The sequence below is a fragment of the Acinetobacter sp. 12966 genome (genome assembly GCF_031196995.1).
Taxonomy (GTDB): Bacteria; Pseudomonadota; Gammaproteobacteria; order Pseudomonadales; family Moraxellaceae; genus Acinetobacter; species Acinetobacter geminorum.
Genome location: NZ_JAVIMC010000071.1, coordinates 172,567 through 191,662 on the forward strand (window position 1 = coordinate 172,567; position 19,096 = coordinate 191,662).

The following is a 19,096-nucleotide window of genomic DNA, read 5'->3' on the forward strand; positions in this document are numbered from 1 at the left end:
GAATAGTTAAACCAAACTAGCATAATTGATCAAAAATTACCGCCAATCTAGACTAAAAATACATTAGAACAAGTCATCATAGGAACAACCATCATGGCAACTCATACTCTTAAAGATAAAGTTGTATTGATTACAGGCGGAGCAAAAAACTTAGGTGGACTCATTAGCCGTAAATTTGCAGAACAAGGCGCAAAAATCGCGATTCACTACAATAGTTCGGAAACTCAGGCAGATGCAGAGCAGACGCTCGCAGATGTAACAGCTTTAGGCGTAGATGCCGTTTTAATTCAGGCAGACTTAACGGATATTGATAATATCGAAAAGCTCTTCTTAGACACCAAACAGCATTTTGGTGGAATTGATATTGCTATTAATACCGTTGGAAAGGTTTTAAAGAAATCTTTTTTAGATACCACAGAACAAGAGTTTGATAGCATGAGCGATATCAACTCAAAAATTGCCTATTTCTTTATTCAATCGGCTGGTCGTCATTTAAATGACGGCGGCAAGATCTGTTCAATCGTGACTTCGCTTCTTGCAACCTATACTGGACTCTATTCAACCTATGAAGGTTTAAAAGCACCTGTTGAGCATTACACACGTGCTGCATCAAAAGAATTTGGTGATCGCCAGATTTCCGTGACTGCGGTTGCACCAGGCCCAATGGATACACCTTTCTTTTATGGTCAGGAATCTGCCGAAGCAGTCGCTTACCATAAGTCAGCTTCAGCTTTAGGTGGACTCACCAAAATTGAAGATATCGAACCTTTAGTTCGCTTTCTGGTAACCGATGGTTGGTGGATTACCGGCCAAACAATTTTTGCAAATGGCGGCTATACCACTCGCTAAAATCAAAAAAGCCGCATCTCAATGTGCGGCTTTTTAATTTGCTTCTTTACAAGAACTCTTCTAGTACCGAATTTAAGAAAATATGCCCCTGCTCAGTACAAGCCAAACGACAATGCTCATCTACCAATAGCTTTCTAGCTCGTAGTGAAGTGAGTACTTCATTTAAGTGATCTAGGCTTAAACCTGTGCGCTGCTCATATAGCTCAGCTTCTACACCATCATTTAAACGTAAAGCATTCATCATAAACTCAAAAGGTAGCTCTTCTGCCTCAATCTTTTTCATTTGCAAATGTTCGGCTGGAACCTTAGCCAAATAGTCTTTCGGTAAGCGAGTTTTTTGGAAACGGTACACACCATCTGGTTGTGTAACTTTGCCATGTGCCCCTGCACCAATCGCAAGGTAATCACCAAATTCCCAATAATTTAAATTATGCGCTGAAGGCTGCTCTTTACGCCAAGCCGACACTTCATAATTTATAAAACCATTGGCTTTTAGATAAGCCTCTCCCTGCTCTTGAATATCTTCTAGCACTTCATCTTGAGGTAAAACGGGTTGAGTACGGAAGAATACGGTGTTTGGCTCAATAGTCAGTTGATACCAACTGATATGTGTCGCGCCATGCTCTACAGCAACCTTTAAATCATACAGCGCTTGTTCTAGCGTTTGCTCAGGTAGGCCATGCATTAAATCGACATTAACACGCTTAAAGCCTGCTTGTCGTGCCTGCTCAATTGCATCCATAGCATTGTTGGCTGAATGAATACGCCCAAGCTTTTGCAAGTGCTCTGTATTAAAAGTCTGCACACCAATCGATAAACGATTAATACCTGCGTCTAAATAGCCTGCAAACGGGTCATGTTCTAGTGTTCCGGGATTTGCCTCTAGGGTGATTTCACAGCCATCTTCAAATTTGAGCAATGACTTAAGCTGTTCAAACAGCCATGCATAGCCTTTAGCAGAAATAAGTGAAGGCGTTCCACCACCAATAAATACACTATGAATTGAACGTCCCTGAGCCATCTCAACTTGAGTTTCAAAGTCGGCCACCAATGCTTTTAAATAGGTTTGCTCGAGTTCTGCCGAAAACGCTCCATCTGGTACGGCATGCGAGTTAAAGTCACAATATGGACATTTACGCACGCACCAAGGCATATGAATATATAAAGATAAAGGAACAGAAGCAGGGTTTAATACGGCCAAGGAGCAGGTCCAATTTACACAATATTTCTATTTTAACATGACTGCATCAATGGGCTTATGAAAACATACCTTAATTGCTTTAGACTGTTTTTAAACATACTTAAATATTGATAAAAATGATGAAATTCTCTAGTCAACTTTTCCTGATCTTACCTCTAGCTATGGGAATCGGTGTTGCCATGGCTTTTCAGACTGCAATCAATGCTCAACTGCGCGAGCAACTACACTCACCCTTGCAGGCAGCTTTATTATCATTTTTCATAGGTACTATTGTTTTAGCAGTTATGGTTTTCTTCCAAAGTGCCGAAAAGCCCTCTTTAAGTGAAATAACAAATATTCCATGGCTTCTTTGGACAGGAGGATTCCTTGGGGTTTATGCAATTAGCATGAGCATTTATACTGCACCTAAACTTGGTTTTTTAACCTTTACAGGTCTAGTCGTTTTTGGGCAATTGGTCATTTCTATGTTGCTTGACCATTTTGGTTGGTTAGGTACAGAAAAGACACCTGTTACATGGCAACGGTTTCTTGGTGGCGTGATCATCTTTGTCGGTGTGTTACTCACTTTGCAACGTTAGCTTCATTTTTATATTTAAAAAGAGTACCTTTTGTGTCGAATGTCACATCTTTTCGGTCTGAATTAAAACAACTCTTCCACTTAATGCTACCGATTTTAATTACCCAGTTTGCTCAAGCGGGATTTGGGTTAATTGACACTATTATGGCTGGGCATTTATCTGCAACCGATTTAGCAGCAATTGCGGTAGGGGTCGGTTTATGGATCCCAGTCATGCTTCTGTTCAGTGGCATTATGATTGCAACTACGCCTTTGGTCGCTGAAGCAAAGGGCGCAAGAAATACAGAACAAATTCCTGTCATTGTCCGTCAATCCTTATGGGTCGCCATCATTTTAGGCGTAATGGCTATGCTCATTTTGCAGCTTATGCCGTTTTTCTTGCATGTGTTTGGCGTACCAGAGAGCCTACAGCCTAAAGCAAGTTTGTTTTTACATGCGATTGGTTTAGGTATGCCAGCTGTGACCATGTACGCAGCCCTACGCGGTTATTCTGAGGCTTTAGGCCATCCACGTCCTGTAACGGTCATTAGCTTACTGGCGTTAGTGGTTTTAATCCCTCTAAACATGATCTTTATGTATGGCTTAGGACCAATTCCTGCCTTGGGTAGCGCAGGCTGTGGCTTTGCAACCTCCATTTTACAGTGGCTCATGCTAATTACATTAGCTGGCTATATTTACAAAGCTTCGGCTTATCGAAACACGTCTATTTTTAGCAGATTCGATAAAATTAACCTGACTTGGGTAAAAAGAATTTTACAGCTTGGCCTACCCATCGGTTTAGCTGTGTTCTTTGAAGTCAGTATTTTTAGTACTGGCGCATTAGTGCTTAGCCCGCTTGGTGAAGTGTTTATTGCAGCGCATCAAGTCGCAATTTCAGTCACCTCAGTGCTGTTTATGATTCCGCTTTCACTTGCGATTGCCTTAACCATTCGTGTGGGAACCTATTATGGTGAAAAGAACTGGGCTTCGATGTACCAAGTCCAAAAAATTGGTCTGAGCACAGCAATATTTTTTGCCTTATTGACCATGTCTTTTATTGCTCTAGGTCGTGAACAAATTGTATCGGTTTATACTCAAGACATAGACGTTGTTCCTGTTGCCATGTATTTACTCTGGTTTGCAATGGGTTATCAATTGATGGATGCATTGCAAGTGAGTGCCGCAGGCTGTTTAAGAGGGATGCAAGATACGCAAGCACCGATGTGGATTACGCTTATGGCATATTGGGTGATCGCGTTCCCTATCGGGCTTTATTTAGCACGTTATACCCATTGGGGCGTGGCTGGTGTGTGGCTAGGTTTGATTATTGGTTTAAGCATTGCTTGTGTTTTATTACTCTCACGGCTTTATTTAAATACCAAACGTTTAAGCCAGACCTAACAAAAAAGCCGATGAAACATCGGCTTTTTTATTTTATGCAGACTTGGCTCGCGGGCTTGCCCCAATTTGCCAGACAAAAGGTAAATCGGTACGGTTTACTTCCCAATCTCCAATCACCTTTTCTTTATAAATAAGTGGATTATGCGAAGATACCGTGCGTGCGTTACGCCAGAAACGGTCGAGTTGTTTGACCTGACTACTTGCCGATGCACCTAAAGCATTAAATAATTGGCTGGTTAAATCGAGTACTAAATTAGAAATCACCACCTGTCCTTGCGCCGACTCAAGCTCTGCATCTACGTTAAACTGATGTTCTTTCACCTCTAACTCACTAAAGTGGCTTTCATAAGCCTTTTGTAATGCTTCAGCTGTTTTAATCGTAATTGCTAGACTTCCATAAGCTTGAGCAGAGGCTTTACCCACCACCTGTAAAACTTGTGGATCGTGACGAACAAGGTCACCATTACCATGACTAAAAATACGCTTTCGCGCCCTTATTTCTTGACTAAAAGTTTCGACCGCGGCATGCGCGATCCCTGTTAGGGTTGCAAGGTGGACAACCTGATAAAAAGCAGTTTGATATTTAAAACGTTGGTCAAATGGAATAAGGTGCGAGGCTGGCAAATGCACCTGATGTACTTTTAAAGTACCGCTGCCCGTTGTCTTTTGACCAAAGCCATCCCAATCATCAATCACACTTACCCCAGCTTCATGGCGATAAATAGCAGCGATCACATGACGGTCATTCACTTCATCGTAAGCAAATAAATCGATCCAGTCTGCAAAGATACTTCCGGTTGAATAGTATTTTTCTCCATTTACCACCAAGTTACCCGAAGCATCTTTGGTTACTCGTGTAACGACATCACCGATTTGCACATTTCCAACTTCGGTCCATGCATTCCCAACTAAATCACCCTGTACAAAACGCTGAAACCAAACCTCCTGCGAATGCTCTTTATGCGCAACTAAACGGTCTTCAACAAAAGCAAAGTGCCCACGCAAAGCTTGCACAATATTCGAGTCCGCTTGCGCCAGTTCTGCTAAAAGCTGGAAAAGTTGTGGCAATGACACCCCATCTCCACCATATTTAACAGGTACACGTACCGCACCTAACTTGAGTTCTTTTAACCACTGAATCGGTTCAAAAGGCAAGATTCGTTCTTTTTCTCGTTGAATTGCACCTTGGGCAATTTTTTCAAAAACTGGGCGAAATCTACTTGCGACCTTTTCATAATCGGCGCCGACAGACAATTCTTCTAATTCAATTTGCGTAATCGTCATCTTTATTCTCCTAATCTTATTTTTTCTGCACTTTAGCTCCATGCATGACGCGGTGGATGGATGCCATTGAGGTAGTAATTACCGACAATGTGATATTTCCAACGCACTGGATCATGCAAGGTGTGAGTGCGAGCATTACGCCAATGACGGTCAAGATTAAGCTCCGACAAGGTCGATCGTGTTCCAGACAACTCAAAAAGCTTATTCGCTGCTAAAATCGCAACTTCTGTAGTGAGTACTTTTGCTTCAGCAACTAATAATGTCGCTTGGTTTACATGCTCTTCTGTCGTGTCGGCAATCGCTTGATCAATCGCATCTCCTGCTAAATCTAATACTGCTTCTGCTGCACGAAGTTTTATTTTTAAATCACCAATGTTTGCAATCGTATAGGGATCATCGCTCGCTTTTTCCAAACCTGAATCGACCCATGCACGGCTATGATTTTTGACATAGTGGATTGTTTCTTCAATTGCGCCACGTGCAATACCAGCATCAACAGCAGCTTGAATAACTTGTGAAATTGCACCTGCTGGAGTAGGACGTTTGAAAGCCTGATAAATCGGGATTAGATATTCTTCACGTACTGGAACTTGATTAAGTTCAACGGTTCCACTGGCCGTAGTTCGTTGCCCAAAACCAGACCAATCATTAATAATATTAACTCCTGAAGTTTCCCGAGGAACTAGCGCTGCGTAAGGCTGTCCCTGTTCATTTACAGCGACAATCGGAATCCAATGTGCTAGTAAGGCACCAGTTGCAAAGAACTTCTTGCCATTAATTTCATAACCGTGCTCGGTCTTTCGTAATGTTGTAGTGAGGTCTGCAACCGTTTTACTATGTTTTTCCGAAAAAGCATTTCCAAAACGAATACCTCTCAACACTAAATTAAAGAAAAACTGTTGTTGTTCTGGGTCTGCATCAAGACGTAAATGTTCAATAAAAGCCAAATGATTTTGAGGAAGCTGCGCAAGGGATGGATCAACACTCGCAATTGTTTTGATGACCTCAGCCAAGGTTCGATATTTGACTTGTGCACCACCAAACTGCTTAGGAACTGTAATGGCCCATAAGCCACTTTGTGAGAACTGTTGAATTTCATTTAAAGGTAAACGGCACTCTCTGTCTCGCTCTGATGCCTCTTGTGCAAACTCTTGGGCAAGTTGTTTGGCAATCTGGATTGCCTCTTCATCGGAGCGAATAATATGCGCATCTTTTGACTGCTCAAACACAGATAAAGGAACCGCCTGAGACCGCCCATGGGCCGAACTTAAACTTGTCATAACTTTTGTTATCTCTATTTTTATTTAACCTGTCATTCACATTACCACCAAAAAAACAGGCACTTTATAGATATTAAAGCTTTGTTTATGAAATGGATTTTCACAAGCTTTTCATATTTTTTACTATAAAAATAACATTCTGTTTTTCGAAAATTTTCTTACATGAGATAAACAATTTCATATAGGCTTTTTAAGGTTTGTCACCTATGATCAAAACTAGGCAATATTATGTTGTAGTCAATGAGGTATCGAAGATATGGCAAAGAATGCAAGTTCACCAGGCAAACGTTTTATGAAACTTGCAGGAATGACCGCGAGCATTGCAACGAAAACCGTTTCTAACTCGATTCGAAACTTGACAGCAGATGAAGAGCAAAAGCTGGCTTCAAAAACCAAATTATTTCAGGATATTGGTTTGCAAATTGCCGACACCTTAGGAGAAATGAAAGGTGCCGTCATGAAAGTCGGGCAAATTGCTTCGCAATATAAAGATATCTTCCCACCAGAAGTCGCTAAAGCAATTTCAAAGCTACAACGCCAAGCGCCAGCCATGCCTTTTGCTGCGATTCAACAGCAAATTGAACGAGAACTTGGGAAACCGCTTAATGTGGCTTTTAAATCTTTTGATAGTGAACCTTTTGCTGCTGCATCGATTGGACAAGTTCACAAAGCTACTTTGCCTAGTGGCGAACAAGTCGTGGTTAAAGTGCAATATCCGGGTGTTGATGAAGCCTGTGAAAGTGACTTAAAACAAGTACGTTTAGCCCTTCGCTTAATGGGCGTACTTAAAATTGATAAAAAGTTGCAGGATCAGCTTTTTGCAGAAATTCAGGATAGCCTTTCAGCAGAACTCAATTATGAAATTGAAGCTCAAAATCTTGAGGTTTTCAAAACATTCCATAGCCAATTAGATGACAAAATTATCATCCCGACCGTTTATAAAGATTACTCTTCAAGACGTATTTTAACCTTGAGTCTCGAACAAGGTGACAGCATTGAAACTGCCAGCGCTTGGCCAATCGAAATTCGAAATACCATTGGACGTCGCTTGATTCGTGCTTTAGGTCAGGAAATGTTCTTTTTAAAACGCTTTCACTGTGATCCTCATCCGGGTAACTTTGCTTTCCGCCAAGATGGCAGTGTCATTATTTATGACTATGGCAGTGTTAAAACGCTTTCAAATGAAATCGTGCAGCACTTTAAACGCTTAGTAAATGCAGCTCGCCATGAAAATATCGATTTGATCGAAACAGAATTATTTGAACTACATTCATTGGCTGAAAAAGGCAAATTCCCGAGTGATCTATATAAACTCTGGATTGAAGTATTATTACGCCCGCTTACCACCACTTATGATTTTGCAGAAAACTCATCACATCATGATGGCATGTTACTTGTGAAAAAATCTTTGAAGTATTGGGATGTCTTTAAACCATCACCAGATACTTTAATGGTCAACAGAACCATTTCAGGACATTACTGGAACCTAATTCACTTAAAAGTTCATGACAATCTAAACGATCTATTTGAAGAACTTGTACCGCCTTCTAACTAACTTAATTTACTGATCAATGTAGCCTTTTAGAGGTTACATTGACTTTATAAACGTTATGTTATAACATTTCTTTAATCAAAAATAATTTAGGACAATCTCTCATGCGTAAAGATATTCATCCTGCTTATCAACAAGTGTTATTTCATGACACCAATGCAGACGTGTACTTCTTAATTGGTAGTACTCTTCAGTCTAAACAAACCAAAGAATATCAAGGGAAAGTTTATCCTTATGTGACTCTTGATATTTCAAGTGCCTCACACCCTTTCTACACAGGTGAAGTACGTCAAGCAAGTAACGAAGGCCGTGTAGCAAGCTTCAATAAACGCTTCGCTCGCTTTAATCGTAAGAGTTAATCTTACGTTAAGATTCGACCAATACACTTAAATCATTCGAAGCCTAAGACTATCTCCTCCACTTAGGCTTCTTTTTTTATGTGTATTTTTTCGATCATTTCTAAACTGTGTATAAAAGAAAACTTATCCACAAGTTGTCTAAAAACTCTTCTGATTTTTTCAATAACTCCTCGATTTTTATAATTGCCAAGCTTTCAAAGCATGTATTCAATGCTATGCTTAAGCCCCATTTGATAGGAAGTTTAAGATTATGGCACAAGAGTTACTTGCCCAATTACAAGCAGGCACAGCAAAATTTTCAGACGTTTTAGCTCATATTGAAGCACGTTACCAACATACTCCAACGGCTTTTCAAAATGGTGCACAGCATAACGCTGCTACTGAAAATCAAGGCAGTGCAAAAGTTTTCTCTTTTGCCAAGTTACAAGGTTTAGACCAAGCACAAACTTTAAGTTTATTTGCAGAACACTACGCATCTGTATTGGCTACACCAGAAGGAACTGATCATCAAAATATTCGTCAGTTTATGCAAAATGGTTGGGATGGTGTGAAGTTTGAAGGTCAGGCTTTAACTGAAAAGTAATAGATTTAAATAAATAATAGAAACGACTTAATTTTTATTATGAGCACTGCCTTAAATGGAAGTGATATCCAAATGATGGATTGTATAGGCTAAGCTTACTTTTCAAGGATGAAAAGTAACAAAAATCCTTTGTTGCGCTGATGCTACATCCATGTAGCACAGCGAAACGACGGCATCCATGCCGTCTGTCACGATAGTAAATGCCTTATTTTTCTTAATTATTTTACTAGCCTCTTACATTCGATACGCGATAACGTCATTCGCAGCCTGCGTGGTTTCAATAAAAGATCGTTTTTGCAAAGCATAAGATAAATGGATTCAGTGAACAGGTTCTGCGAATGACAGATGCCTTTGGTTACTTTGGGCACAACCAAAGTAACTTAATTAGCTGCTTCCATTAGATAACTCAACGATAAGACTCCGTCGTGAAAATTCTACCCAACACTCAACTTCGATGAGCTCTCACAACTTAAAATCATGGTCAATTCTTAAATATAAAAACTCAATGCCCCGCTACCCAATGATAAGCCGCCAACCCCAAACACGTAAAAATTAACGATCCAATTAAATGAATGGAGATCCCCAACATCGCCATTCCTAACTTACCACTTTGTAATAAAGTGACGATTTCAATCGAGAACGTTGAAAATGTGGTTAAAGCACCACAAAAACCAGTAATTACAAAAAGCTTATAGTTAGGACTTAAATCACTTTGAGCAAAATAGGCAATTGCAAAACCAATAATAAAACCACCGACCAAATTAACAGTGACAGTACCGAGTGGAATTTGCGGGTAAATCGGGTTAAGTTTTAAACCTAAAAACCAACGTAGCCATGCCCCTAGAACTGAGCCTAAAGCAATTGAAAGTAAAGGATAATACATAGGACCACCCCTTTAGATAGACGCTAAAAGAGCAAAAAATAATGAAGGGAAATATGACACAGCGTACTCCAAAAATAAACAAGGTACGCAATAACCTACGTACCCAGCGATATAAATACATGAGGGTAACGTAGGCATCATTAGCCAATACGGCGGTTTTTCAAGGGAGGAATGCCATCTCCCTGTTTAAAGTATATTAGATCATTTTGAATTTGATTTAAACATACTTTTTAAAATCATGGGCGTTCAGCAAATTGTGGTAAATCATCCTGAATACATTCCCATTCTGCCTTAGAAGCAGCAAAAATATGCATTGTCGGCTTTTGGTCTAGTGGTGTATCAAGTGTCCCAATTCTTAAGCGGTATAATTCAGGCTGAGCATCACGCGAGCTAATTAAAGGTGAACCACATTCGCTACAAAACCAGCGATACACCCCGTTCACAGCAAATTTTTTGACGAGATCTTCACCTTGGGTAATTTTAAAATCTGTACTTTTAACAGGAGCATTCGTGGCAAATGCTGTTCCATTGGATTTTCTGCAGCGTTGACAATGGCATTGAATAATATCTCCGATATCGCCCTTAATTTCATAGCGAATACCCTGACATAAACAACTTCCTTGATAAACTTGTGATGCTTGAGACATGTTCTCGTAAATCCTATTATTATTGATCGCTCAAAAATAACACTTTTCACATATCAAACATAGCACCAAATTATTCTGTTATTTTTCTAAAAATGAATGCACACCTTCACCAGCCGCGCGCCCTGTAGCAAAGCATGCAGTAAGCAAATATCCACCTGTAGGAGCATCCCAGTCCAGCATTTCACCACAGCAAAAAACACCTGAGTTTTGTCTAAGCTCTAGGCTTTCAGTTAATGCACCTTGCTTAACACCACCAGCACAGCTAATTGCTTCCTCAATAGGTCTAAAGCCATCTAGCTTAATTTGAAGTGCTTTAATTTGCTGAGCCATAGCCTCTGGTTGACTCCATAGTGCTTTATCAACCACTTCTCGAATTAAGTTAATTTTAGCTGTGTCTAAGCCTGCTTTACGCCAGATATTGGTGAGCGATTGTTTTTTGCTAGCCTGTAATTTTTTAACTAACTGTGATAACTCTACATCAGGCAATAAATCCAAAAATAGATTTAAACTTTTTCCTTGTTTTTGATGCTCTCGTAAAGCACGTCCTAGTTTATAAATGACACCACTTTCTAAACCATAGTGAGTAATCACAATATCACCATGTGTAATCTGGCTAGGTTCAACCCATGCATTGATACGCTTTAAAGGTTCACCAAAACAGCCTTCCATAAAAGCTGACCAAGTGTGCAACACCCCTGCATTACTTGCTTGAAAAGGTTCAATACTGGATTGATCCATCCATTGCTGCCATGCACCATCACTACCTAATTGTGACCACGACACAGCTCCACAAGCCAATACAACCGCATCGTATTGCTGGGTAAAAGTTTCAGTGCTTTGATTATTTTGGTTTTCTAAAGTCACCGTTGTATCTTGTAAATTAATACAACGATGTCGATAAAAGAATTTAACTTGCTGTTCTGCCAAACGTTTTAGCCAAGCACGTAATAGAGGTGCTGCTTTCATTTCGACAGGGAAAATACGCCCTGAAGTACCAACGTAAGACTCAATTCCCAGACTTTTCATCCAATTTTGAATCCAGCCCGCATCCCATTTTTCAACCCACGGTTTGAGCCATTCTGCATGATCATAACGTTCAATGAATTGTGCTAAAGGTTCGGCGTGCGAGATGTTTAACCCAGTTTTACCTGCCATCAGAAACTTACGTGCCGCTGAAGGCTTTTGCTCGTATACATCAATCTCATAAGCATATTGGCTCAGTACCTCAGCTGCCATTAAACCAGCCGGCCCCGCACCAATAATGGCAACCCGCTTATTCGCCATGTTCTTGACCTTGTAATGGGGCAAACTCATCAAAACGTGTGCTGTAACCTTCAGGTTTAGTAATCACAAGCTGTTGGCAAAGTTCTCCACGTTCTAAATACTTAATTTCAAAATGAGTACGTGCAGATGTTTGAGCAATTTTTTCTTTTTGGTAAGGCAGCTTCCAGACATTAATTAATTGTTGTTCAGCTTCTTCAATATATTCAGGAATATTACTTGCCAAAGTAATGGTTCCACCTGTTTGCAGGCGAGAAATTAAGAACTCAAAAAATGGCATATTCAACCAGCGCTGTGCTGGATTATGGGGTTCTGGGTTTGGATAGAGAATAAAGAAATGTTCAACTTGAGCAGGATGTAATGCATGTACCACCCAAGGCAAAGCATCTGCATGTACAGGGATTAAATTATCTCTTGGTTCCAGACCATGCTGTTTTTGCATTGCCAAGAATTTTTCTCGGGTTCGTTCAATTGCATACAATGTGTGCTGCGGCTGTTGCCCGCTAAAAAGCAAAGCATGTTTACCCTTGCCCGCTCCAATTTCTACACAAATTGGGGTATTTTCAATTGGGGTAAAATCGCGAGGCGCTTGCATACGTTGTGCTTGAAATTGACGAATCTGCATAATCACATCAAACTAAATAAAAATCGGCATAAGTCTAACAAGTCACCTGACTTTTGCCTAATCTATTTCTCTTCACTTTGAGGATATCGCTTTATGCCACGTACATTCCCCTGCCCACGTTGTGGTGAACCAAGTGTTTGGGAAGGTAATGAATTTCGTCCGTTTTGTTCAGAGCGCTGTAAATTAATCGATTTAGGCGCTTGGGCGAATGATGAATATAAACTGCCTACCCAAGATGCGCCTCAGCATGACAAGGGTAGTCAAAATGAAGATGATTACGAGGATTAACCCGCTTTACCTGCAACAAAAGGGTTAAATTGTTTTTCATAGCCAATGGTACTCATCGGACCATGTCCAGAAATAAACTGAGTATCATCTGGCAGACTAAAACATTCTCGTTTAATCGATTCAATCAACTGATCGTGATTACCACGCGGGAAATCTGTTCTGCCAATTGAGCCTTTAAACAAGACATCACCTGTCCACAGCAATCCATGGTTTTTATTATAAAAAATAACATGTCCTGGCGTATGACCGGGAGCAAAACGTACCTCAAACTCATCTTCGCCAAGTTTTAGCACTTCGCCACCTTCAAGCCATTGATCGACTTTTACAGGCTGTGGAATTGGAAAACCATAACGTGCTGAAACTTCCTGAATCATATCTAGCCAAAACTGATCTTCTTTATGTGGCCCAATAACTGGAACGTTCCATTCTTTGGCAAGCTCACCCACCGCTCCTGCATGATCCAAATGCCCATGAGTGAGCCAAAGAGCCTTCACCTTTAAACCCAACGCTTCAACTTCATTTTTTAAAACAGCAGCATCACCACCAGCATCAATCAAAACTGCTTCTTTTGTTTCACTGTCCCAAAGAAGAGAGCAATTTTGGGCAAATGCAGTAACTGGAACAATTTTGACTTGCAGCATAAGAACCTCTGGCTAAAACACAATTAACGGTGGGCTAAGGTATAGGTAAGGGCATCAAGATTAGCCTGAACTAATCCTGCAAGCAAATCAATATGAGCTTGATCGCTATTTAAAGCAGGAATGTAAGCATAGCTACCACCGCCCGCCTCTTGAAATAACTCAGCGTTTTGAATAGCTAACTCTTCAAGAGTTTCCAAGCAATCAGCAGAAAAAGCTGGGCTTAATACCTGTACTGACTTAACGCCTTGCTTCGCCCAATCTTGTAAAAGCTGGTCTGTATAAGGTTTAACCCATTCTTGTTTTCCAAAACGTGACTGGAAGCTAATTGCCCATTCAACATCTTTTAAATGTAAAGCTTCAGCGACTAACTTTGCTGTAATACGACAACGATCTGCATAAGGGTCGCCTTTATCTGCATACGGCTGTGGAATCCCATGAAAAGACATCAATAGTTTTTCAGGTTTACCATGCTGCTCTTGGTAGGCTAAAACACTTTCTGCTAATGCCTGAATAAACATTGGATGTTGATAATAATCTTTAATAATCGTTAAACCCGGCAAGTTCCGCTGAGCTGGAATCCACTTGGCAAATGCATCATATAACGGCGCTGTAGACGTTGCGGAATATTGAGGAAATAAAGGCAATAAAATGACATGCTCTTGCGGGTTAGTCGCCAATTTTTCTAAAACTGCATCAATACCCGGATTACCATAGGTCATCGCCGGTATCACGGTTAAATCAAACTGATTATTTTCTCGCTGCAAATAAGCCTGAATACGTTGAGTTTGCTCAAACACAATTTCACGCATTGGTGAATCTGTTGACCATACCGAAGCATAGGCATGTGCTACCCTCTTTGGGCGAAAAGGTAACACAAACAGATTTAAAATAATCCACCAAATAAATTTCGGTATTTCAATCACGCGTGAATCAGATAAAAACTGCTTTAAAAAACGGCGTACCGCCGGAACAGTGGCTTCATCCGGTGTGCCTAAATTCGCTAAAATGACTGTGACTTTCGGTTTTTGTTCAAACGACATGTGTAAATGCCTTTCAATTCATCTTATATCACTAATGTAACAGCTTTTATTGTCATATATAAATTGAATCGCCCTAAGCTTTTAATCGAATACCCCGATGATTCCATTTATAACTAAGCAATATTTTTTGAGCTTTAGTCGTCAACTTCCATAAGCTATATGATTTTTCAGTTTGGGTTGGAACAATCCAGCCCTGTGACTGCATTTGTTTTTTAATCCGAAATAGCGCTTTATGGTTAATCTGAGCGCAGGCAACAGCATGAGCGCGAGGTAACTCCTGACGAGCATCTTCTAGACCAGCCTGATTTAAATATTCATTTAAGCATATCCCAAAATTCTCTTCTGGCATTGCTGTTTCAAAACGCTTTGCCAATATGCTTAACAACTGCGACCAAGTCATTTGTCTTTGTCGTTTAAGCTCTTTAAAGTTGCCATCTTGAAAAGCTTGAATCTGATATTCAAATGCAAAAATATCTTGTGGAGCAACCTCTTTTTCCTGCGGTGATGATTCTGCTAACTGCTGTTCTAACTGGGAAATTTTACTTCTTAATAGTCTAATTTCATCTTCTAACTGATGAGTTTGATGAGCAGGAATCCAGCCTTGGCCCATATGTTGCTCAATCATTAAAGGCATATTTAAACGGACAGCCAACTCTAGTTCACGTGGAGTTTTAAAGTAAAAAATATGATTCACATCAAGTAATAACTTTTTTCTAAATGCGAAAAATTTATCTTTCAACTGTGGATGTGTTTCTTGTAAATGTATTTCACGGTTTTCGGGCTGCTCATGCATGAACACAATAATGGGTTTAGCCTGACTTAATGCATATTCATATTCTAAAGATAAATAACTCACACCAGAAATTGACTGCTCTCCATACTGACTACCTAGCAGCAAAACGACATAATCACATTCATCAATCTGTCGACGTGCAAGTGTAGTTGTTAGGGGGGTTCGATGTTCTAATCCCCAAGCAAAAAAACCCATACTGACTAAAGTTTGAGAGAGAACTATACGTTCAGGTTGCATCTCTCGACCTGACGTTGAAATAAAGATCTGATAGCGTGTATCGAGCATAACAATACCCTTTCGCTCCATGATCTATCCCTGACTTAATATCAGCCAAGATCATGAACCGCCCCAAATAAAATAATAAATCTAAAAAACACTGCTTTCTAAATGATGCTAAAAGATCAGTTCAGATTATGAAGTGTCCAAGTTAACTCTTGTGGAATCATATGTTGTAAAACAGGTTGCAGTGCCTCAGCATTATTACCGCTGACATAACATTCAATACGTGCAACATTCTGACCTATTTGGTCACATAATAACTCATTTTTTATCAAAATACGGGCTGTTTGTCGGGCAACTGCCAATCCAGAATCAACCAGTGTGAATTGGTTATCAAAAAGATGATGAATTGCTTGATTTAAGAAAGGATAATGCGTGCAACCGAGCACTAAATAGTCGGCACCTTGCTCAACGGCGGGCTGTAAAACTTCTTTTAATGCCTTTAAACATGCCTCACCCATTTGCTGACCTGCCTCTACACAGGGAACAAGTTCAAGGCTAGTTAAAGTCATCACCTTAACGCCTGCTGGAACAGCAAACTTCGCGACTACATCTTTAATAAGCTGGCCGCGAAAAGTAGCAGGCGTTGCCAAGACAGCAACCACTTTAGAACGTGTCTGTAATACGGCAGGTTTTAATGCTGGAACCAATCCAACAATTGGAAAGTGTTCACCATAATGCTCACGTAAATGATCGAGACTAAATGCTGAGGCAGTATTACATGCGACGACTGCAATTTTACAACCTTGACGATATAGCCAATCAACAGCACGCGCAGTCAGCTCCCTAATTTCTTCATCAGAACGCGGACCATAAGGAACGTAGGCAGTATCGGCATAATACACAATACGTTCATTGGGCAAATATTTGGCAATTTCTGCTGCAACTGACATTCCTCCAATTCCCGAATCAAAAATACCAATTGGGGCATCTGCTGATGCTTTAGGCATAGGTTCTAGTTCAGAAAATAAAGGTTGTATGGCGGTCATAGCTGTACTGAAATGTCAGAAAATTTCACTCCCTAAAGCTTAAACCTCAAGTGCCTAATTGCAAGAGCAAATTACCACTTTTTAGCTCTAAAATAGTTTCACCTTTGTCATTTTCAATCAGTGTTCCATAGTTCACCAAATGATAGAAAGCCTGACGTTGAATCAGCGCGTTAATTCCAAAACGGACATGCACATAAGGGCGTAATTCCCCCGCATATTCACGCATAAAAATTGGATGTTCTGCATCAACCAAAATCACATCTTGATTGGTCGTTGTCAGTTGTAAAAACTGCCCACCTGAAATTTCGACCTGATCTACCTGATTGACTAATAAAGGTTCATCTTCAACTTCGATTTCAATTTGTTCTACAGGGGTTTTCAGGTAGAATTTGCCTTCTTCTTTCCATAGGACTTTGGTAAACAGATCCAATAGAGCTTGGCGCTTAATTAATTGACCTTCGTGCCACCATTCTCCATTGGATTTCACCGTCAAATCCATTTTGCCGCAATGCTTTGGATGCCACTGCTCTAAAGGTGGAATTGACCTTTTGTGACTTTGCTGTACATCTTTTAAGTATTGTGCAATGTTCATTAAGTTTTTATCATCAGATAACGGTATTTTTCCCATATCCGATGGTGAATTATTTTGATTTACCATAGTTTATGCCTTGCTGACGAAAAAATGTTACGACTCAGCCAATTGGCTAGATCATGGTTTAAAACTATACTAGCCCAAACGATAAAAGGCACAATAGCATATTTGCGCCTATGGATTAAAACACTCACGGCAGCACCGAATTTTCTAAATATGACGGTTGCCACCTTTAAGTATTGAGGAGTCCTACATGGAACACATCGAACGTGAATCGATGGAGTTTGACGTTGTCATCGTAGGTGCAGGACCTGCAGGTCTATCTGCTGCGATTAAGATCCGTCAATTAGCGATTGAAAAAAACTTACCCGATCTTTCTGTTTGTGTAGTTGAAAAAGGCTCTGAAGTAGGTGCGCATATCTTGTCTGGTGCTGTGCTTGAGCCACGTGCCATCAATGAACTTTTCCCGAACTGGAAAGAAGAAGGCGCGCCTCTTAATGTCCCTGTAACTGAAGACAAAACTTTCTTCTTACTTTCAGACACCACTTCTAAAGAAGTACCTCACTGGATGGTTCCTAAAACCATGCATAACGATGGTAACTATGTGATCTCTTTAGGTAACGTGGTTCGTTGGTTAGGACAAAAAGCTGAAGAGTTAGAAGTTTCTATCTTCCCTGGCTTTGCTGCATCTGAAGTGCTTTATCATGAAGATGGTACTGTAAAAGGTATTCAAACAGGCGACATGGGTATTGGTAAAGATGGCGAACCAACGCATAACTTTACTCCAGGCTATGAGCTTCACGCTAAATACACCCTCTTTGCTGAAGGTTGCCGTGGTCACTTAGGTAAACGCCTAATTGCTAAATACAATCTTGATAAAGATGCTGATCCACAGCACTACGGTATCGGGATTAAAGAACTTTGGGAAATTGATCCAGCAAAACATAAACCGGGCCTAGTCATGCACGGTGCAGGTTGGCCTTTAGCAGAAACTGCTTCTTCAGGTGGCTGGTGGTTATATCACGCTGAAAACAACCAAGTTACGTTGGGCATGATCGTGGACTTGTCTTATGAAAATCCACACATGTATCCATTTATGGAAATGCAGCGCTGGAAAACTCACCCACTGATTAAACAGTATTTAGAAGGTGGTAAACGTATTTCTTACGGCGCACGTGCTGTAGTGAAAGGCGGTTTCAACTCTCTTCCTAAATTAACTTTCCCGGGCGGTTGCTTGATTGGTGATGATGCAGGTTTCTTAAACTTTGCAAAAATCAAAGGCTCACACACTGCCATGAAATCAGGCATGTTATGTGGTGAAGCTGTATTTGAAGCCATTGCTGCGGGTGTAGAAAAAGGCGGTGATCTTGCCATTGCACGTGTTACTGAAGGCGAAGATTTATTCGTTAAAGAATTGACTTCATACACTGACAAATTTAACAATAGCTGGTTAAAAGAAGAGCTTTATAACTCTCGTAACTTTGGCCCAGCAATGCATAAATTTGGTCAATGGATGGGTGGTGCATTTAACTTTATCGACCAGAATGTCTTTAAAGTGCCATTCACTTTACATGACTTGAAGCAAGACTTTGCTGCATTGAAAACTGTTGATGCAACAAGCTTTAAGCCAAACTATCCAAAACCAGATGGCAAGCTTACATTTGACCGTTTATCTTCAGTATTTATCTCAAACACTGTACATGAAGAAAACCAGCCTGCTCACTTGAAGCTTACTGACCCTTCAATTCCAGTGAATGTGAACTTACCAAAATGGGATGAGCCTGCACAGCGCTACTGCCCAGCTGGTGTTTACGAAATCATGGAAAATGATGATGGTTCTAAACGCTTCCAGATTAACGCAGCGAACTGTGTTCACTGTAAGACCTGTGATATTAAAGACCCATCTCAAAATATCACATGGGTAACGCCTGAAGGCGGCGGTGGCCCGAATTATCCTAATATGTAATAAAAAA

The 19,096-nt window shown here is 40.4% G+C and carries 20 protein-coding genes and 1 riboswitch; of the genes, 8 read left to right on the forward strand and 12 right to left on the reverse strand.

Going from position 1 to position 19,096, the window contains the following annotated elements:
• The first annotated feature begins 93 nt into the window (after positions 1 to 93).
• Positions 94 to 849 (forward strand): SDR family oxidoreductase, encoded by a 756-nt coding sequence (locus RFW85_RS11700; RefSeq protein WP_309171551.1) that lies wholly within the window; start codon positions 94 to 96, stop codon positions 847 to 849.
• Between the two features lie 46 nt (positions 850 to 895).
• On the opposite strand, the gene hemW is transcribed toward RFW85_RS11700, so the two are convergent.
• On the reverse strand, positions 896 to 2,050 hold the full coding sequence (gene hemW, locus RFW85_RS11705; RefSeq protein ID WP_170247592.1) for a radical SAM family heme chaperone HemW: 1,155 nt from the start codon (positions 2,048 to 2,050) through the stop codon (positions 896 to 898).
• 116 nt (positions 2,051 to 2,166) lie between these two features.
• On the opposite strand from hemW, the gene RFW85_RS11710 reads away from it, so the two are divergent.
• Both RFW85_RS11710 and abeM read left to right on the forward strand, forming a co-directional pair.
• Positions 2,167 to 2,628 (forward strand): DMT family transporter, encoded by a 462-nt coding sequence (locus RFW85_RS11710; protein ID WP_199977357.1) that lies wholly within the window; start codon positions 2,167 to 2,169, stop codon positions 2,626 to 2,628.
• Between the two features lie 32 nt (positions 2,629 to 2,660).
• Positions 2,661 to 4,007 carry a multidrug efflux MATE transporter AbeM gene (abeM, locus tag RFW85_RS11715; RefSeq protein ID WP_060465223.1) on the forward strand — a complete coding sequence of 449 codons (1,347 nt, stop codon included), beginning with the start codon at positions 2,661 to 2,663 and terminating at the stop codon, positions 4,005 to 4,007.
• A 33-nt stretch (positions 4,008 to 4,040) separates the two neighbouring features.
• On the opposite strand, the gene RFW85_RS11720 is transcribed toward abeM, so the two are convergent.
• A complete protein-coding gene (locus tag RFW85_RS11720) occupies positions 4,041 to 5,291 on the reverse strand; it encodes an acyl-CoA dehydrogenase family protein (RefSeq protein WP_170247591.1) in 1,251 nt (416 codons plus the stop codon).
• 32 nt (positions 5,292 to 5,323) lie between these two features.
• Positions 5,324 to 6,571 (reverse strand): SfnB family sulfur acquisition oxidoreductase, encoded by a 1,248-nt coding sequence (locus RFW85_RS11725; RefSeq protein WP_170247590.1) that lies wholly within the window; start codon positions 6,569 to 6,571, stop codon positions 5,324 to 5,326.
• Between the two features lie 256 nt (positions 6,572 to 6,827).
• Here RFW85_RS11725 and RFW85_RS11730 point away from each other — a divergent pair, with 256 nt between their 5' ends.
• From RFW85_RS11730 to RFW85_RS11740, 3 genes are all read left to right on the forward strand, one after another.
• Positions 6,828 to 8,126, forward strand: a complete 1,299-nt coding sequence (locus RFW85_RS11730; protein WP_170247589.1) for an AarF/ABC1/UbiB kinase family protein — start codon at positions 6,828 to 6,830, stop codon at positions 8,124 to 8,126.
• A gap of 101 nt (positions 8,127 to 8,227) precedes the next feature.
• The gene (locus RFW85_RS11735; RefSeq protein ID WP_002114896.1) at positions 8,228 to 8,482 is read left to right on the forward strand and encodes a type B 50S ribosomal protein L31; all 255 of its coding nucleotides are present in this window, start codon (positions 8,228 to 8,230) and stop codon (positions 8,480 to 8,482) included.
• A 250-nt stretch (positions 8,483 to 8,732) separates the two neighbouring features.
• Complete coding sequence (locus RFW85_RS11740; protein ID WP_002114866.1) at positions 8,733 to 9,065, forward strand: HopJ type III effector protein; 333 nt, start codon at positions 8,733 to 8,735, stop codon at positions 9,063 to 9,065.
• Positions 9,066 to 9,567: 502 nt separating this feature from the next.
• Here the strand turns inward: RFW85_RS11740 and crcB are convergent.
• The 4 genes from crcB to RFW85_RS11760 all read right to left on the reverse strand — a co-directional run bounded on the left by crcB (position 9,568) and on the right by RFW85_RS11760 (position 12,507).
• The gene (crcB, locus tag RFW85_RS11745) at positions 9,568 to 9,948 is read right to left on the reverse strand and encodes a fluoride efflux transporter CrcB (protein WP_170247588.1); all 381 of its coding nucleotides are present in this window, start codon (positions 9,946 to 9,948) and stop codon (positions 9,568 to 9,570) included.
• A 124-nt stretch (positions 9,949 to 10,072) separates the two neighbouring features.
• Positions 10,073 to 10,139, reverse strand: a riboswitch (Fluoride riboswitch).
• 45 nt (positions 10,140 to 10,184) lie between these two features.
• A complete protein-coding gene (locus RFW85_RS11750) occupies positions 10,185 to 10,595 on the reverse strand; it encodes a GFA family protein (RefSeq protein ID WP_068930417.1) in 411 nt (136 codons plus the stop codon).
• Between the two features lie 78 nt (positions 10,596 to 10,673).
• Entirely contained in the window at positions 10,674 to 11,879 is a 1,206-nt protein-coding gene (locus RFW85_RS11755; RefSeq protein ID WP_170247587.1) for a TIGR03862 family flavoprotein, read from the reverse strand.
• Positions 11,869 to 12,507 (reverse strand): SAM-dependent methyltransferase, encoded by a 639-nt coding sequence (locus tag RFW85_RS11760; RefSeq protein ID WP_170247586.1) that lies wholly within the window; start codon positions 12,505 to 12,507, stop codon positions 11,869 to 11,871. The genes RFW85_RS11755 and RFW85_RS11760 overlap by 11 nt, the downstream gene beginning before the upstream one ends.
• A gap of 87 nt (positions 12,508 to 12,594) precedes the next feature.
• Here RFW85_RS11760 and RFW85_RS11765 point away from each other — a divergent pair, with 87 nt between their 5' ends.
• Positions 12,595 to 12,789 (forward strand): DNA gyrase inhibitor YacG, encoded by a 195-nt coding sequence (locus RFW85_RS11765; protein ID WP_016144208.1) that lies wholly within the window; start codon positions 12,595 to 12,597, stop codon positions 12,787 to 12,789.
• On the opposite strand, the gene RFW85_RS11770 is transcribed toward RFW85_RS11765, so the two are convergent.
• The 5 genes from RFW85_RS11770 to RFW85_RS11790 form a co-directional block, all read right to left on the reverse strand.
• Entirely contained in the window at positions 12,786 to 13,430 is a 645-nt protein-coding gene (locus tag RFW85_RS11770) for an MBL fold metallo-hydrolase (protein WP_170247585.1), read from the reverse strand. The two genes, RFW85_RS11765 and RFW85_RS11770, sit on opposite strands and share 4 nt — an antisense overlap.
• 23 nt (positions 13,431 to 13,453) lie before the next feature.
• Positions 13,454 to 14,470, reverse strand: coding sequence for a ferrochelatase (gene hemH, locus RFW85_RS11775; RefSeq protein ID WP_063098029.1), 1,017 nt, complete (start codon positions 14,468 to 14,470; stop codon positions 13,454 to 13,456).
• A gap of 73 nt (positions 14,471 to 14,543) precedes the next feature.
• Entirely contained in the window at positions 14,544 to 15,548 is a 1,005-nt protein-coding gene (locus tag RFW85_RS11780) for a DUF4062 domain-containing protein (protein WP_170247698.1), read from the reverse strand.
• A gap of 116 nt (positions 15,549 to 15,664) precedes the next feature.
• Positions 15,665 to 16,531: a glutamate racemase gene (murI, locus tag RFW85_RS11785; protein ID WP_170247584.1), complete on the reverse strand. Its 867-nt coding sequence runs from the start codon at positions 16,529 to 16,531 to the stop codon at positions 15,665 to 15,667.
• 46 nt (positions 16,532 to 16,577) lie between these two features.
• Positions 16,578 to 17,189 (reverse strand): DUF1285 domain-containing protein, encoded by a 612-nt coding sequence (locus RFW85_RS11790; protein ID WP_170247583.1) that lies wholly within the window; start codon positions 17,187 to 17,189, stop codon positions 16,578 to 16,580.
• A 187-nt stretch (positions 17,190 to 17,376) separates the two neighbouring features.
• Between RFW85_RS11790 and RFW85_RS11795 the strand changes: the two genes are divergently transcribed.
• Positions 17,377 to 19,089, forward strand: coding sequence for an electron transfer flavoprotein-ubiquinone oxidoreductase (locus RFW85_RS11795; protein ID WP_005065953.1), 1,713 nt, complete (start codon positions 17,377 to 17,379; stop codon positions 19,087 to 19,089).
• Positions 19,090 to 19,096 lie beyond the last annotated feature (7 nt).

What these genes read in the sequence shown, in the direction of transcription:
- RFW85_RS11700 (WP_309171551.1), top strand. Translation starts at nt 94, where the DNA reads ATGGCAACTCATACTCTTAAAGATAAAGTTGTATTGATTACAGGCGGA.
- RFW85_RS11710 (WP_199977357.1), top strand. Translation starts at nt 2,167, where the DNA reads ATGATGAAATTCTCTAGTCAACTTTTCCTGATCTTACCTCTAGCTATG.
- RFW85_RS11720 (WP_170247591.1), bottom strand. Translation starts at nt 5,291, where the DNA reads ATGACGATTACGCAAATTGAATTAGAAGAATTGTCTGTCGGCGCCGAT.
- RFW85_RS11725 (WP_170247590.1), bottom strand. Translation starts at nt 6,571, where the DNA reads ATGACAAGTTTAAGTTCGGCCCATGGGCGGTCTCAGGCGGTTCCTTTA.
- RFW85_RS11730 (WP_170247589.1), top strand. Translation starts at nt 6,828, where the DNA reads ATGGCAAAGAATGCAAGTTCACCAGGCAAACGTTTTATGAAACTTGCA.
- RFW85_RS11735 (WP_002114896.1), top strand. Translation starts at nt 8,228, where the DNA reads ATGCGTAAAGATATTCATCCTGCTTATCAACAAGTGTTATTTCATGAC.
- RFW85_RS11740 (WP_002114866.1), top strand. Translation starts at nt 8,733, where the DNA reads ATGGCACAAGAGTTACTTGCCCAATTACAAGCAGGCACAGCAAAATTT.
- crcB (WP_170247588.1), bottom strand. Translation starts at nt 9,948, where the DNA reads ATGTATTATCCTTTACTTTCAATTGCTTTAGGCTCAGTTCTAGGGGCA.
- RFW85_RS11750 (WP_068930417.1), bottom strand. Translation starts at nt 10,595, where the DNA reads ATGTCTCAAGCATCACAAGTTTATCAAGGAAGTTGTTTATGTCAGGGT.
- RFW85_RS11755 (WP_170247587.1), bottom strand. Translation starts at nt 11,879, where the DNA reads ATGGCGAATAAGCGGGTTGCCATTATTGGTGCGGGGCCGGCTGGTTTA.
- RFW85_RS11765 (WP_016144208.1), top strand. Translation starts at nt 12,595, where the DNA reads ATGCCACGTACATTCCCCTGCCCACGTTGTGGTGAACCAAGTGTTTGG.
- RFW85_RS11770 (WP_170247585.1), bottom strand. Translation starts at nt 13,430, where the DNA reads ATGCTGCAAGTCAAAATTGTTCCAGTTACTGCATTTGCCCAAAATTGC.
- hemH (WP_063098029.1), bottom strand. Translation starts at nt 14,470, where the DNA reads ATGTCGTTTGAACAAAAACCGAAAGTCACAGTCATTTTAGCGAATTTA.
- RFW85_RS11780 (WP_170247698.1), bottom strand. Translation starts at nt 15,548, where the DNA reads ATGCTCGATACACGCTATCAGATCTTTATTTCAACGTCAGGTCGAGAG.
- murI (WP_170247584.1), bottom strand. Translation starts at nt 16,531, where the DNA reads ATGACCGCCATACAACCTTTATTTTCTGAACTAGAACCTATGCCTAAA.
- RFW85_RS11790 (WP_170247583.1), bottom strand. Translation starts at nt 17,189, where the DNA reads ATGGTAAATCAAAATAATTCACCATCGGATATGGGAAAAATACCGTTA.
- RFW85_RS11795 (WP_005065953.1), top strand. Translation starts at nt 17,377, where the DNA reads ATGGAACACATCGAACGTGAATCGATGGAGTTTGACGTTGTCATCGTA.